This window comes from Azospirillum sp. (assembly GCF_035627195.1).
Lineage (GTDB): Bacteria > Pseudomonadota > Alphaproteobacteria > Azospirillales > Azospirillaceae > Azospirillum.
This window is the reverse complement of record NZ_DASPMG010000179.1, coordinates 1-14,401: the sequence shown is the minus strand read 5'-3', so window position 1 is coordinate 14,401 and position 14,401 is coordinate 1. Positions and strand designations below refer to the sequence as shown.

General features: G+C 68.4%; 14 protein-coding genes and 1 tRNA gene. 11 read left to right on the top strand and 4 right to left on the bottom strand.

The genetic code is table 11. The annotated features are described in order from the left end of the window. Positions 1-61: 61 nt before the first annotated feature. Together VED21_RS16575 and VED21_RS16570 are read left to right on the top strand one after the other, a co-directional pair. The gene (locus tag VED21_RS16575) at positions 62-1,300 is read left to right on the top strand and encodes a PHB depolymerase family esterase (protein WP_324883930.1); all 1,239 of its coding nucleotides are present in this window, start codon (positions 62-64) and stop codon (positions 1,298-1,300) included. Positions 1,301-1,738: 438 nt separating this feature from the next. Continuing rightward, a complete protein-coding gene (locus tag VED21_RS16570; RefSeq protein WP_324883928.1) occupies positions 1,739-2,836 on the top strand; it encodes a cytochrome-c peroxidase in 1,098 nt (365 codons plus the stop codon). A gap of 52 nt (positions 2,837-2,888) precedes the next feature. Here VED21_RS16570 and VED21_RS16565 read toward each other — a convergent pair whose 3' ends face one another. Together VED21_RS16565 and VED21_RS16560 are read right to left on the bottom strand one after the other, a co-directional pair. Continuing rightward, on the bottom strand, positions 2,889-3,434 hold the full coding sequence (locus VED21_RS16565; RefSeq protein WP_414638223.1) for a transposase: 546 nt from the start codon (positions 3,432-3,434) through the stop codon (positions 2,889-2,891). A gap of 112 nt (positions 3,435-3,546) precedes the next feature. Then, a tRNA-Leu gene (locus tag VED21_RS16560) sits at positions 3,547-3,633 on the bottom strand. Between the two features lie 343 nt (positions 3,634-3,976). Here VED21_RS16560 and VED21_RS16555 point away from each other — a divergent pair. Both VED21_RS16555 and VED21_RS16550 read left to right on the top strand, forming a co-directional pair. Continuing rightward, entirely contained in the window at positions 3,977-4,498 is a 522-nt protein-coding gene (locus VED21_RS16555; protein WP_324883926.1) for a disulfide bond formation protein B, read from the top strand. Further along, positions 4,495-5,103: a demethoxyubiquinone hydroxylase family protein gene (locus tag VED21_RS16550; RefSeq protein ID WP_324883924.1), complete on the top strand. Its 609-nt coding sequence runs from the start codon at positions 4,495-4,497 to the stop codon at positions 5,101-5,103. Before VED21_RS16555 ends, VED21_RS16550 begins: the two co-directional genes overlap by 4 nt. Before the next feature lie 22 nt (positions 5,104-5,125). Here the strand turns inward: VED21_RS16550 and VED21_RS16545 are convergent, their stop codons facing one another. Then, the gene (locus tag VED21_RS16545; RefSeq protein ID WP_324883922.1) at positions 5,126-5,689 is read right to left on the bottom strand and encodes an HNH endonuclease; all 564 of its coding nucleotides are present in this window, start codon (positions 5,687-5,689) and stop codon (positions 5,126-5,128) included. A gap of 317 nt (positions 5,690-6,006) precedes the next feature. On the opposite strand from VED21_RS16545, the gene VED21_RS16540 reads away from it, so the two are divergent. Together VED21_RS16540 and gluQRS are read left to right on the top strand one after the other, a co-directional pair. Beyond that, positions 6,007-6,174, top strand: coding sequence for a hypothetical protein (locus VED21_RS16540; RefSeq protein ID WP_324883920.1), 168 nt, complete (start codon positions 6,007-6,009; stop codon positions 6,172-6,174). Positions 6,175-6,223: 49 nt separating this feature from the next. Continuing rightward, complete coding sequence (gene gluQRS, locus VED21_RS16535) at positions 6,224-7,072, top strand: tRNA glutamyl-Q(34) synthetase GluQRS (protein ID WP_324883917.1); 849 nt, start codon at positions 6,224-6,226, stop codon at positions 7,070-7,072. Between the two features lie 185 nt (positions 7,073-7,257). Here the strand turns inward: gluQRS and VED21_RS16530 are convergent, their stop codons facing one another. Further along, the gene (locus VED21_RS16530) at positions 7,258-8,112 is read right to left on the bottom strand and encodes a DUF4743 domain-containing protein (protein WP_324883915.1); all 855 of its coding nucleotides are present in this window, start codon (positions 8,110-8,112) and stop codon (positions 7,258-7,260) included. Positions 8,113-8,249: 137 nt separating this feature from the next. Between VED21_RS16530 and VED21_RS16525 the strand changes: the two genes are divergently transcribed. From VED21_RS16525 to VED21_RS16505, 5 genes are all read left to right on the top strand, one after another. Further along, on the top strand, positions 8,250-9,590 hold the full coding sequence (locus tag VED21_RS16525; protein ID WP_324883913.1) for a D-alanyl-D-alanine carboxypeptidase family protein: 1,341 nt from the start codon (positions 8,250-8,252) through the stop codon (positions 9,588-9,590). Positions 9,591-9,690: 100 nt separating this feature from the next. Further along, complete coding sequence (locus VED21_RS16520; RefSeq protein WP_324883911.1) at positions 9,691-10,083, top strand: response regulator; 393 nt, start codon at positions 9,691-9,693, stop codon at positions 10,081-10,083. Positions 10,084-10,812: 729 nt separating this feature from the next. Continuing rightward, positions 10,813-12,759, top strand: coding sequence for a PrkA family serine protein kinase (locus VED21_RS16515; protein WP_324883909.1), 1,947 nt, complete (start codon positions 10,813-10,815; stop codon positions 12,757-12,759). Positions 12,760-12,811: 52 nt separating this feature from the next. Further along, entirely contained in the window at positions 12,812-14,104 is a 1,293-nt protein-coding gene (locus VED21_RS16510; protein WP_324883907.1) for a YeaH/YhbH family protein, read from the top strand. 13 nt (positions 14,105-14,117) lie between these two features. After that, positions 14,118-14,401 (top strand): SpoVR family protein (locus VED21_RS16505; RefSeq protein ID WP_324883905.1); only part of this gene is annotated, 284 nt, incomplete at its 3' end.

Here is a 14,401-nt window from a genome sequence, read left to right as displayed (position 1 = left end):
CTGAAAGGACACCGGACCGGTCCGCCCAGCGAGCCCGCGTCCGAGCACAGAAAGCACCGACATGACCGACCGATTTCCCAGCGGTATGGCCGAGGCGACGCGCCTCACCAGCGCCGGCAAGCTCACCGAGGCGACCGCCCTCATCCAGCGCCTGCTGAGGGGGGAGGGGCCGGGCGCGGCTTCCGACCCGGCAGGCACCGGTTCCCCGACCATCATCGACGTGGAGCCCGTCACGGTGGGCGTGGCGGATGCGCCGCCGCACCGGACTGCGACCGCGGCGTCCGCCGGCGCGTTCGCCGGCCGGTTCCATCCCAAGCCCCGGGCCGGCCTTGGCGAGACGCTGCGCAATCTCGCCAGGCGCGTGATGCCGGACGGCCTCGACCTCGACCTCGACCTCGGTGTCGGCGGCGCCGCGCGGCCCGCGGCCGATCCGCTGCCGGACGGCGCCTCCTTCACCAGGGCGTCCTACCGCAACGAGGCGGGGGCACGCGCTTACAAGCTCTATGTACCCGCCGACCGGCGCGGCGAAGAGCCGCTCCCCCTGGTGGTGATGCTGCACGGCTGCACCCAGTCGACCGACGATTTCGCGGCCGGCACGCGGATGAACGCGCTGGCCGAGGAGCACGGCTTCCTCGTCGCCTACCCGGAGCAGCCGTCCTCGGCCAACGCCAACAAGTGCTGGAACTGGTTCAGCCCGGACGACCAGCGGCGCGACCGCGGCGAGCCCTCGCTGATCGCGGGGATCACCCGCCGGATCATGCAGGACCATGCCGTGGACCCCGGCCGCGTCTACATCGCCGGACTCTCCGCCGGCGGAGCGGCGGCGGCCGTCATGGCCGCGACCTACCCGGACCTCTACGCCGCCGTTGGCGTGCATTCCGGTCTGCCGCATGGGGCCGCCCGCGATCTCCCCTCCGCCTTCGCCGCCATGCGCCAGGGAGGGGGGCCGGCGGTCCGGCGGTCCGGCGCCCCGGTCCCGACGATCGTCTTCCACGGAGACCGGGACACCACGGTCCACCCGCGCAACGGCGACGATGTCGTCGCCCAGTCGAAGGGGGGTATGACGGGGATGCAGGCGACGGTGGAGCGCGGGACGGTGTCCGGTGGGCACGGCTACAGCCGCACCCTGCACGCCGACGTCTCCGGTCGGGTGCTGTGCGAGCAGTGGACGATCCACGGTGCCGGCCATGCCTGGGCCGGTGGCAGCCCGGCCGGGTCCTACACCGATCCACGCGGGCCGGACGCCTCGCGGGAGATGCTGCGTTTCTTCCTCGCGAACCCGCATCGCAGCGTGTCGTGACCTCACGCCGGAGCCGGCTCACGGTGCGGCCATCCGGCTGTGGCGTGGGCTGGGGCCTGGCGGGCAACGAGGCTGCCGCCACGGAACCAGCCCGTGATGCATGGGGCGCCGATAGCCAGGCGGATCTGAACGTCCACATCGGCGGATAGGGGGAGAGATGAATCGTGGCTTAGGCCCAGTTTCCGGAAATCCCCGAGGTCAGCTGCGAGCGCGATCAGGTCACCGCATGCCGGTTCCCGTGCCTTTGGCATGGCAGCGGACATGCGAGCGCAGGTGGTAGATCTGGTGGTCGACTTCATCGACCGGATCGAGAACCGGCAACCCGGTCCGGGGGCCCACCGGTATGGCCCCGACCCTCACCCTCGCCGGAACCAAGGCCCCCTTCCCTTGTTCGCGGTTCGGGTCTGTGCCCTACCGAGGATTGCAAAGGGGAACACCATGAAACGAGCGTTATCCACCGTCGCCGCGCTGGCGCTGCTGGCGGGGTCGGCGTGGGCGGCGACCGACGATGACCTGAGGAAGCGCGCCAACGAGACCTTCAAGCCGATCCCCTCCATGGTGCCCGCCGTCCAGGGCAACCCGGTGACCCGCGAGAAGGCCGACCTGGGCCGCATGCTGTTCTTTGACCCGCGCCTCTCGGCGAGCGGCATCCTCAGCTGCAACTCCTGCCACAACCTAGCGATGGGCGGCGACGACAACCTGGAGACCTCCATCGGCCACGGTTGGCAAAAGGGGCCGCGCAACTCACCCACGGTGCTGAATTCGGTATTCAACGCCGCGCAGTTCTGGGACGGCCGCGCGCAGGATCTCCGCACCCAGGCCAAGGGGCCGATCCAGGCGGGCGTCGAGATGGCGGCCACGCCGGAGATGGTGCTGGGGGTGCTGAAGAGCATCCCGGAATACCAGCAACGCTTTAAGACCGCCTTCCCCGGCGAGGCGGACGCCGTCACCTTCGACAACGTCGCCAAGGCGATCGAGGCGTTCGAGGCGACGCTGATCACCCCAGCCTCGCGCTTCGACCAGTTCCTCGAAGGCAACGTCAACGCGCTGAACGCCCAGGAGAAGGAGGGGCTGCGCCTGTTTATGGACACCGGCTGCTCCGGCTGCCACAACGGCGTCAACCTCGGTGGCCAGGACTACTTCCCGTTCGGCGTGGTCGAGCGGCCCGGCAGCGACATCCTGCCGCCCGGCGACAAAGGGCGCTTTGCGGTGACCAAGACGGCATCCGACGAGTACGTGTTCCGCGCCGTGCCACTGCGCAATGTCGCGCTGACCGCCCCCTACTTCCACACCGGCAAGGTGTGGGACCTTGAGCAGGCGGTCGCCATCATGGGCACCAGCCAGCTTGGCAAGGAGCTCAGCCGCGATGAGGTCAACGCCATTACCGCGTTCCTGCACACCCTCTCGGGCGAACAGCCGCGGGTTGAGATGCCCCTGCTCCCCGCCAGCACGGCGCAGACGCCGCGGCCGGAACCACTGGTGAAAAACTCCATGGAAAAGGGCGCCGCCGTCGAACGGGCAACGCCGGTCCGCTGAGGACGGGGCGCCGGAAGCACCGGCACCCCTCTCCGCAGCTTAGGGAAGGTGTTTAGAACGCACTGAGGCGGTTTGCGACGATGAAGAAGGCGGCCGCGGTGAGCAGCGCGAGTATCATCCGCTGCAACCTGTCCTGTCGTCGATCCAAGCGTTTGTTCGCCAGCGGCCAAGTGCAGCCGTGCTCGACGATGCATCGGACCGTGCCGAGCCCCGAACCGTGGGGCTCGCCGACCTTGCGGCTGTGTGGCTGGACCCCGTCGCGTAAGCAGAGCCAGCGGTTGTTGGCACGGTCGTACCCCCGTCCGCGTAGAGCCTGCCGATGGCGGCGCAGACGACCTGGGCCACGCGCAGCGGATCCGGAAAGAGCCTTACTGTCATGCACGTTGGCGGGCGAAGGGGCGACCGCCAGCGGCAGGCCGTCGGCTGAGACGACGATGTGGTACTTGGTCCCGGGCTTGCCGCGATCGGTCGGGTTCATCCCGGTCAACGCGCCGCCCCGCTTGGCCTGCACCGAGCAAGTGTCGCCGACAACATCCCATGCGGCGTCGGGACCGGAGCGCGTCATGCGAACGAGGACGGCATGGACATAGCGCAGCACCGCCGTCGCGTGCCACCCGTCCAGCCGTCGGCGAAGACGGCCCGGGCACCCGCCCAACGAGCTCGGATCGTGGCGGGGAGCTCTTGCCACCGACTCCAGTGTTCCAAGCGATTGGTGCGGGCGGTCGGACTCGAACCGACATATCCGTAAGGATGGCGGATTTTGAATCCGCTGCGTCTACCAATTCCGCCACGCCCGCACTATGCCGCCGACCCTGTCTTCCGCGCTCTGCACCTATTCTGCACCTAGCGCCTTTGACGGGTTTTCCGACGGCGTTTCTCCTACCACTCTAACCCGTTAAAGAACAGCGACTTTTTGGCGTTCTGCGACAAACTGCCGCACCATAGACAAAGCTGTTTTTGAGTCTGTCGCGTCTACCAATTTCGCCACTGGGGCAACGGGTGCAAATTGGTGGGGCGATCATACATGCCGGCCCGCCCCGGTCAATCGGAAAGGGTAGCCGGCCGCAAACGCCGGCGGGGCCGCAGCGGTCGGTGGCTGGCGGCTGGCCTTGCGGCGCGGGGCGCGCTATATCTCGCGCCATGCCGAACCGCCTCGCCCTCGCCGATCCGCGCCTGCCCGCCCTGCTTCTGGCGCTCGCCAGCGCCGGGATCCTCGGGGCGGCCCTCGTCTTCCAGTACGGCTTCGGCTACCAGCCGTGCATCCTCTGCATCTGGCAGCGCTGGCCCTACGTCGCCGTGCTCGCCTTCTCCATCGTCACGCTGCTGTTCCCGCGCTGGCGTGGGGTGGGCGATGCGCTGCTGGTCGCCAGCGGCTTCGCGCTGCTCGCCAACGCCGGCATCGCCGCCTACCACGTGGGCGTGGAGCAGCAGTGGTGGGCCGGCACGTCGGGCTGCGGCGCGCCGGCCGTGGCGGCCACCATCGAGGAACTGCGCGCCCGCATCCTGGCCGCGCCCGTCGTGCGCTGCGACGAGGTGCAGTGGTCGCTGTTCGGCGTCTCCATGGCCGGCTACAATGTGGTCCTGTCGCTGGGGATGGCGGCCTTCGCCTTCGCCTCGGCCCGCGTCGCCTACACCCGCAACCCCGCCGTCGGACTGCCATGACCCCGCTCGACGCCCACACCCTCGAAGGTTCCGCCGTCACCACGCCGGCCGCGCCCCGGCCCCGGCCGCGCGGCGCGCTGCCGGGTGATCCGACGCCGCGCCAGCGGCTGGCCCGCATCTGCCGCGTCGACCACGCCGGCGAGTACGGCGCCAAGCGCATCTACGAGGGGCAGATCGCCGTCATGGGCAAGGGCCGGCACGGCGACACGCTGCGCCACATGGCGCAGCAGGAGTTGGAGCACCTGCGCTACTTCGAAGGCCAGCTCGCCCGGCGCCACGTGCGCCCCACGGCGCTGCAGCCGTTCTGGCACGTCGCCGGCTTCCTGCTGGGCGCCGGCACCGCGCTGCTGGGCGAGCGCGCGGCCATGGCCTGCACCGTGGCGGTGGAGGAGGTGATCGACGGCCATTACGAGGCGCAGCTGAAGCACCTCGGCCCGGAGGAGGCGGAACTGCGCGACTCGATCGTCCGCTTCCAGGCGGAGGAGGTCGAGCACCGCGACATCGGCCTCGCCAACGGGGCGGAGCAGGCGCCCGGCTATGGGCTGCTGAGAGCCGCCATCAAGGCCGGCACGCGCGCCGCCATCTGGGTGGCGGAGCGGGTGTAAGGGGGCCTTATCCCCGATCGCCTTATCCAGGCTCCAGTTCGCTGTCCCAATAAAGAAAATCCCGCCAACTTTCGTGAAGGAAGTTTGGCGGGAAGGCGCGTCCGTTCTCTTGCAGCAGGTGGGCCGTCGGTTGGTGCGGCGGACTGAGGGGAATCATGCCGCAATGGTGCGGCAGCCGGTTCCCCTTCATCAGGTTGCACGCCGAACAGGAGGTGACGACGTTTTCCCACGTGGTGCGCCCTCCGCGTGAGCGCGGGACGACATGGTCGAAGGTCAGCTCCTGCGTCGGGAACGGCCGGCCGCAGTACTGGCAGGCGAATCGGTCGCGCAGGAACACGTTGAATCGGGTGAACGCCGGCTTGCGTGTCGCCGGGATGTACTCCTTCAACGAAATCACGCTGGGCAGGCGGATTTCGAAGGTGGGGGAGCGCACCACGCGGTCGTATTCGGAGATGATGTTGACCCGGTCGAGGAACACCGCCTTGACGGCTTCCTGCCATGACCAGAGCGACAGCGGGAAATAGCTGAGCGGACGGAAATCCGCGTTCAGCACCAGAGCCGGACAATGATCGGGTGGTGGAGCCAATGGCCACTCCCTTCGTCTCGTTCCGTCTCGCAGGACCCGGATAAGGCCCGGCGCACTAAATACATAAGCGATCGGGGTGCGGTTCTCAACATCTCGCGTTCGGGTGCGACGCTGCGGCGCACAAATTTCTTCAAACCGTAACCCTTTCGGCGGAGGGCCGGCCGCCAGTCTTTCAGGCTTCAAGCGGACGGAGGTGTCCTTGTGACAAAGGACCCTTGTGACAAAGGTCGGCCCGGGCCTCCGCCGGGCTTGCCGGTTACAGGGCGTTAACCAAAACGGCCCATGGTTCCCCTCACGAGAAAGCCAGGGGAATCGTCATGTCCGCCATGATCATCGACCTCACCGAGAAGCGCCGCGAACGCGAGGAGCGCGACCGGCAGAAGCGCATCGACGCCTTCGATCGCGAACTGCGCCGCCGCCTCGCCCTCTACCTGGACGGCGAAGAGATCCCGGTCGAGCCGATCCGCGACAATCCATACATCTAAACACGCCGCACATCTGACAGCCGCCCGCAAGGTCGGCTATAGAAGCGGCATGACGACCGTCACCCGCTTCGCCCCCAGCCCGACCGGGCACCTGCACCTGGGCCACGCGTACTCCGCCCTGTTCGGCTGGCGCGCGGCCAGGGAGGCCGGCGGGCGCTTCCTGCTCCGCATCGAGGACATCGACCCGGGCCGCTGCCGGCCGGAGTTCGAGCGCGACCTGATGGAGGATCTGGCCTGGCTGGGCCTCGATTGGGAAACCCCCGTCCGCCGCCAGTCCGACCACCTCGGCGACTACCGCGCCGCGCTGGAGCGGTTGCAGGGCATGGGGGTGATCTACCCCTGCTTCTGCACCCGCAAGGACATCGCCGCCGAGATCGCCCGCGCCGGCCACGCCCCGCACGGGCCGGACGGCCCGCTCTACCCCGGCACCTGCCGCCACCTCCCGGAATCCGACCGCGCCGCGCGCATCGCCTCGGGCGCGCCGTACGCGTTGCGCCTGGACGTGGCGCGCGCCAAGGGGTTGACCGGGCCGTTGCGCTGGCACGACCAGGGCAAGGGCTGGCAGGAGGCGACGCCGGAGATCCTGGGCGACGTGGTGCTGGCCCGCAAGGACACGCCGACCAGCTATCACCTCAGCGTCACGACGGACGACCACATCCAGGGCGTCACGCTGGTGACGCGCGGCGAGGACCTGTTCTTCGCCACGCACCTGCACCGTCTGCTCCAGGCGCTGCTGGGCTACGCCGTGCCGGAGTGGCACCACCACGGCCTGCTGACCAACGAGCGCGGCGAACGACTCGCCAAGCGCGACAAGGCGCAGACGCTCCGCTCGCTCCGCGATGCCGGCCGCACCCCCGCCGAGGTCCGCGCCCTGGCGGAAGGTCATACGTTCGGGTGAGAGTTGCCTTCTCTCCCTCCCCTGCCTCCGGCGAGGGAGGGAAGGGGCCCACGAAGTGGGAAGGGTGCGGGCAACGGCCTTTTCGGGTGACGGGGCCGCTGATCCTCGGCACAACCTTGCCCCCACCCTCCCAGCCTTCGGCTGGGTCCCTCCCTCCCCCGGCGGGGCCAGGGGAGGGGATTCATTCACCACACCCGCCGCAGGCCCGTCACGAGGTCCAGGTACTCCGGGTGCTCGGGCGTCAGGAAGCCGTGGCGGATCATGAAGTCGATCAGCACGAGGTTCACGTTGAACTTCCAGCGGTCGGTGGTGCGCACGGATTCGGCCACCTCCTCCAGCGGCCAGCGCGTGTATTCCTCCACCTCGCCGTCGGTGTTGCGCGGCTCGAAGTCCGGATCCAGTTCCAGGTCGTAGAGGAACAGCGTGTCGGGCTTCAGGCCGGCGGCGCAGTCCATCAGATAGGTGATGGCGCCCACCGGCACGGCGCGGGTGATCAGGTCGGGGCCGATGCCGGCTTCCTCGTGCGCTTCCTTGACCAGGTTCTCGGCCAGCGTCAGGCCGATGGGCTGGCCGCCGGCGATCAGGTTGTCCAACTGGCCCGGCGCCACCGTGCGGTCCTGCGCGCGCCGGCCGATCCACAGATCGATGCCGCCGTCCGGCCGCCGCACGAAGCCGTTGACGTGCAGCCCATAGGCGGTGACGCCGAACGGCGTGACCGCGGCGCGGTCGATGCGCGCCAGCGGCTCGTCGCCCCACCTCGGCAGCACCGGGTAGAACTCGTTGCGCAGCTTCGCCACGGTGCCGCGCTCGACGAGGTATTCGGCGGCGTGCGCGATCACCGCCGAGCGCGCCTCGAAGTCGCCCACCTCCGGCGCCAGCGTCAGCCGCTCGGGCGTCGACACGAAGCCGGGATCGACGTCCGGCAGCTCGTCGGACAGGTCGTGGCGGACCCAGCCGACGCGCACGCCCTCCACCTCGAACGGGCGGTAGGCGGAGAAGTCGTACGCGTTGCACGCGCGGATGTGACGAAGAAAGGACATGCCAGCGATGTAGCCGGGCGCGGTGCGCTCGGCAAGACATTGTGTGGGCAAGACATTGTATGGCCGGACGGGGCGGGTGCTTTCGCCGCACCCATCGTTCGTGTTACCTCCTCTTCGGACGAGGCGGGGCGGCGGCGATGGGCGTGTTCGGGCGGGCAATCTTCGGGGCGGCCCTGCTGTTGGCCGGTGCTGCGGCGCCCGCGCTGGCCGCGCGCGCCACGCTGGTGGTGGACGCCGAGGGCGGGCGGATCCTGCACGCCGAGAACGCCAACCTGCGCAGCTTCCCGGCCTCCACCACCAAGATGATGACCGCCTACCTCGCCTTCGAGGCGCTGGCCAAGGGCGAGCTGAAGCTGGACGAGGATCTGGCCGTGTCCGCGCACGCAGCCGGGCAGGGCGGCCAGTCGCTGGAGCTGGAGCCGGGCACCCGCATCAAGGCGCGCGACGCGCTGCTGGGCATGCTGGTGGAATCGGCCAACGACGCCGCCGTGGTGCTGGCCGAACGGCTGGGCGGCGGCGAGGCGGCGTTCGCCGAGCGCATGACCGCCAAGGCGCGCGAGCTGGGCATGGCGCGCACCCGCTTCCGCAACGCCTCCGGCCTCAACCATCCGGAGCAGGTGGTGACGGCGCGCGACATGGCGGTGCTGGCGCTGGCGCTGCTGCGCGACTTTCCCGACCGCTACGGCCTGTTCGCCACGCGCGGCTTCGCGCACAAGGGCGAGTCCTACACCACCGTCAACGGCTTCCTCGTCAACTACCCCGGCGCCGACGGCATCAAGACGGGCTTCACCTGCGCCGCCGGCTACAACCTCGTGGCCTCGGCCGTGCGCGGCGGGCGGCGGCTGGTGGCCGTGGTGCTGGGCGAGACCAGCCGGGGCGAGCGCGCCGGCACGGTGGCCGAGCTGATGAACGCCGGCTTCTCCAAGCCGCCGGCGGAGAACGCCCGCACGCTCGCCGACCTCGACCCCGTCCAGACCGGCGAGCCCGACCCGCCGCCGCAGGGCGTGATCGCCGAATCCTGCGCCTCCATCATCGCCACCCCGGGCGCCCCCAACGTCGGATTGGCCGGCGCCGGTCTGGCCGGGCTCGGCGCGCCGGGCCTGCGGGCGGCGGGCTGGAGCGTGGAGGTGGCCGGCGGCTTCGCCGATCCGGCGACGGCGCGCGCCGTGGGCAGCCGCATGCTGGTGCGCGAGCCGGGCCTGCGCGGCGGCCGCATCGGCGTGTTGCAGCGGCGCGGGGGCGGGCCGCTCGGCTTCCGCCCGCTGGTGCTGGGCCTGACCGAGCCGGCGGCCAAGCAGGCCTGCTTCCGCATGCGCCAGCGCGGCCAGCGCTGCATCGTGCTCAGCCCGCAGAACCTCGTCGCCGCGGCCGAGCAGGCGGCCATGCTGTCCCGCGCGGCGGCGGTGGGGGCGGCGCCGGCCAAGGCGGCAGCGGCCAAGGCGGATCCGGCGGGGGCCGCCAAGCCGGCCCGGCGCTGATTGTTCCGCGCTGTTGCCGCCCGGTCACACGCACACGTCCTTGTTGCAACGCGCCTATCGGCATCGTAAACGAGAGCGCACGAGAGAGAGGGGACGGCGCATGGCGACAACGGCGTTCGGGGATTACACGGTGCTCGTCATCGAGGACGAGGCCTTCACCCGCATGGTCCTCGCCAAGATGCTCGCCACCCTCGGCTTCAAGGCGGTGCACCAGGCCGCCGACGGCGAGGCGGGCTTGGCCGCCGTGCGCGAACACCGGCCCGACGTGGTGGTGTGCGACGTCGAGATGACGCCGCTGGACGGCCTGGGCTTCCTGCGCGCCCTGCGCGCCGGCGGCGATCCGCGCCACGCCGCGCTGCCCGTGATCTTCATGACCAACCGCGCCGACGAAGGGCGCATGGCGGAGGCCCGCGATCTCGGCGCCGACGCCTTCCTGGTCAAGCCGGCGACGCCGGATTCCCTGCGCGCGGCGCTGGGCGCGCGGCTGGGCTGAACGGCCGCCCCACCGGCGCTTTCGGCCGAAACGCTGTACGCGGATCCGCCGATGTGGCGTAGGAGGCAGCCTGTCCGGCCGTCCTCCGACGTGCCTGCCCTAACCCTTTGGACGCCTTCCAACGAACCTCGCAAGTCCGTGTTGATGTTGCGCGATACCAATCCCCATCTCTCTTAGGGAGGGGTTGGATCCGCACCGCGCTCCGTGCGTTAATGGGGACGGGACGGGTCCATCCGCCGACAGCGCAGCAGGGAGTTGTTAACCTTTGATCGGCACGCTTACGATTAACCCTAGCGTCTGCGTAGGTTAACGGCGCGGGGCAGCTCTGGAGGACGATGGCGTGATATGGGGCGCCTGGCATATCCGGACGGAGCGGCAGACGGGGCATACCCCTTCTGCCGGTACGCCGGTGGCACCCTCAGCCAGACGCCAAGCCGGCCTTCGGCCCATACGCCGGAATGAAAGCACCTTCCGCCACGTTCGTGTTCACGACTGTGTGCGTCTGGAAAACCCTACGCCAAGCATTAGATTGATACTTACAGGTCCTGCTGGTTCGCTGCTTTTGGCAAGTAACCGCATAAAAATGCTGGGCTTCGACGGTGAGCGGGGTCGGTACAGGACTGGTCTTCCGCCTGTGCCCGCCCATGAACCTCGGTGGGTGTGGTCCGCGCCGCTGGACGGCAGCGCCGCATCCCCCGTCCCTTGGGACTAGGAATACGGAGCAACTGAATGTTCCCGGCCGACGAACTGTTCTCGCGTTACACGCAAGCGTACGAGGGTCGCCGCGAGGTCGAGATGACCCTCACGGAATACCTCGAGGGTTGCCGGGACGATCCGATGATGTACGCATCGGCGCCCGAACGCATCCTGGCCGCCATCGGCGAGCCCGAGGTGGTGGACACCGCCAAGGACCCGCGGCTTGGGCGGATCTTCATGAACCGCACCATCAAGGTCTACCCCGCCTTCTCCGACTTCTACGGCATGGAGGAGACGATCGAGCGCATCGTCGGCTTCTTCCGCCACGCAGCCCAAGGGCTGGAGGAGCGCAAGCAGATCCTCTACCTGCTGGGCCCGGTCGGCGGCGGCAAGTCGTCGCTGGCGGAGCGGCTGAAGTCCCTGATGGAGAAGTGCCCGGTCTACGTGCTGAAGGCCGGCAAGGAGGTGTCGCCGGTGTTCGAGAGCCCGCTGGGCCTCTTCAACCCGGACGAGATGGGCGAGATCATCGAGGAGCGCTACGGCGTCCCGCGCCGCCGCCTGACCGGGCTGATGAGCCCGTGGGCGATCAAGCGCCTGGACGAGTTCGGCGGCGACATCTCGAAGTTCCGCGTCATCAAGGTGCATCCGTCCAAGCTGCGGCAGATCTGCGTCACCAAGACCGAGCCCGGCGACGAGAACAACCAGGACATCTCCTCGCTGGTCGGCAAGGTCGACATCCGCAAGCTGGAGATGTTCAGCCAGAACGACCCCGACGCCTATTCCTTCTCCGGCGGCCTGAACCGGGCCAGCCAGGGCATCATGGAATTCGTCGAGATGTTCAAGGCGCCCATCAAGATGCTGCACCCGCTGCTGACGGCGACGCAGGAGGGCAACTACGTCGGGTCCGAGAACATCGGCGCCATCCCCTTCCAGGGCATCATCCTGGCGCACTCCAACGAATCCGAGTGGCAGTCGTTCAAGAACAACAAGAACAACGAAGCCTTCATCGACCGCATCTGCGTCATCAAGGTGCCGTACTGCCTGCGCGTGCAGGAGGAGCAGCACATCTACGAGAAGCTGATCAGCGGCTCCGACCTGTCCACGGCGCCGTGCGCGCCGTCGACGCTGGAGATGCTGTCGAAGTTCTCGGTGCTGTCGCGGCTGCGCGAGCATCCGAACTCCAGTCTCTATTCGAAGATGCGGATCTATGACGGCGAAAGCCTGAAGGAGACGGATCCCAAGGCCAAGTCCATGCAGGAGTACAAGGACCAGGCCGGCGTCGACGAGGGCATGGACGGCATCTCCACCCGCTTCGCCTTCAAGGTGCTGGCGGCCACCTTCAACTACGACTCCACCGAGATCTCCGCCGATCCCGTGCACCTGATGTACATCCTGGAGCAGTCGATCAAGCGCGAGCAGTTCCCGGAGGAGACCGAGAAGAAGTACCTGGAGTTCATCAAGGCCGAGCTGGCGCCGCGCTATGCGGAGTTCATCGGCAACGAGATCCAGAAGGCCTATCTGGAATCCTACCACGACTACGGCCAGAACCTGTTCGACCGCTACGTCGACTACGCCGACGCGTGGATCGAGGACCAGGACTTCAAGGATCCCGACACCGGCCAGCTGATGAACCGCGAGCTGCTGAACCAGGAGCTGACCAAGATCGAGAAGCCGGCCGGCATCGCCAACCCCAAGGACTTCCGCAACGAGGTGGTCAAGTTCGCGCTGCGCGCCAAGGCCGCCAACCAGGGCCGCAACCCGTCCTGGACCAGTTACGAGAAGATCCGCGAGGTCATCGAGAAGCGGATGTTCAGCCAGGTCGAGGATCTGCTGCCGGTCATCTCCTTCGGGTCGAAGAAGGACAGCGACAGCGAGAAGAAGCACCACGAGTTCGTCGAACGCATGATGTCGCGCGGCTACACCGAGCGGCAGGTCCGGCGGCTGGTGGAATGGTACATGCGCGTGAAGCAGGCCGGCTGACGCCGGCCCGCCAGCGCACACGAGTAAACCGGAAGGCGAGGGCTCTCCATTGATGAACATCGTCGACCGCCGCCTGAACCCGCAAGGCAAGAGCCTGGCCAACCGCCAGCGTTTCCTGCGGCGCGCCAAGGAACAGGTCATCAAGGCGGTGCGCGAGGCTTCCTCCAAGCGCTCCATCCAGGACGTCGAGAGCGGTGACAAGATCACCATCTCGACCGGCGGCGTGCGGGAGCCCTCCCTCCATCGCGCCTCCCAGGGGGGCTTGCGGGACTACGTCGTCCCCGGCAACAAGGAGTACATCGAGGGCGACACCATCCCGCGCCCCGAGGAGCAGGGCGGGCGCGGCAGCGAGGCCAGCGCGGACGGGGAGGGCGAGGACGATTTCCGCTTCGTCCTGTCCCGCGAGGAATTCCTGGACATCTTCCTGGAGGACTTGGAACTCCCCGACCTCGTCAAGCAGAAGGTCAAGCAGTCGGAATCCTTCTCGCTGACGCGCGCCGGCTACACGGTGTCCGGCTCGCCGGCCAACCTCAACCTCGTGCGCACCATGCGCAACAGCCTCAGCCGGCGCATCGCGCTGAAGCGTCCGAAGCCGGAGGATCTGGTCGAGCTGGAGCGCCAGCTGGCCGACGCCGAGGCGCGCGGCGATTCGCCCGAGGAGCTGGAGGAGATCCGCCGCCACCTGGAGCACACGCACCTGCGCTCCAAGCGGATTCCCTTCATCGACCCCATCGACGTCCGCTACAACCGCTTCGAATCGGTGCCCAAGCCCATCGCGCAGGCCGTCATGTTCTGCCTGATGGACGTCTCGGGCTCGATGACCGAGCACATGAAGGACCTCGCCAAGCGCTTCTTCATGCTGCTCTACCTGTTCCTGCGGCGGCGGTACCGCTCCGTCGACATCGTCTTCATCCGCCACACGCACGAGGCGAAGGAGGTCGACGAGGAGACGTTCTTCTACTCCACCGAGACCGGCGGCACCGTGGTGTCCACCGCGCTCGAAGAGATGCAGAAGGTCGTCAAGGACCGCTATCCCGAGAACGAGTGGAACATCTACGCGGCCCAGGCCTCGGACGGCGACAACATGTCGTCGGACAACGCCCGCTCGGCGGCGCTGCTGCGCGAGGTGATCCTGCCCATGTGCCAGTACTTCGCCTACATCGAGGTGGCGGCGGAGCACAACCTTGGCCTGTCGGCCCTGGGCCGCGAGACCGAGTTGTGGCGCACCTACAAGCTGGTGCAGCGCCCCGACCTGCCGCTCGCCATGCGGCGCGTGCGCTCGCGCCGCGAGATCTTCCCCGTCTTCCGCGACCTCTTCGCCCGCGAGAAGGCCACCGGTGCCTGAGGAGGCCATCCGCATGACCGCCGTGATCACCAAGCCGGAAGGCCCGCTGTTCGAAGGCGCCGACTGGGACTACGACAAGATCAAGCGCGCCTACGACGCCATCGAGGACGTCGCCTTCAACGAACTCGGCCTCGACATCTACCCCAACCAGATCGAGGTCATCACGGCCGAGCAGATGCTCGACGCCTATTCGTCCATCGGCATGCCGCTGATGTACAAGCACTGGTCGTTCGGCAAGCACTTCGCCCGCGACGAGATGCTGTACCGCAAGGGCTTCCGTGGCCTGGCGTACGAGAT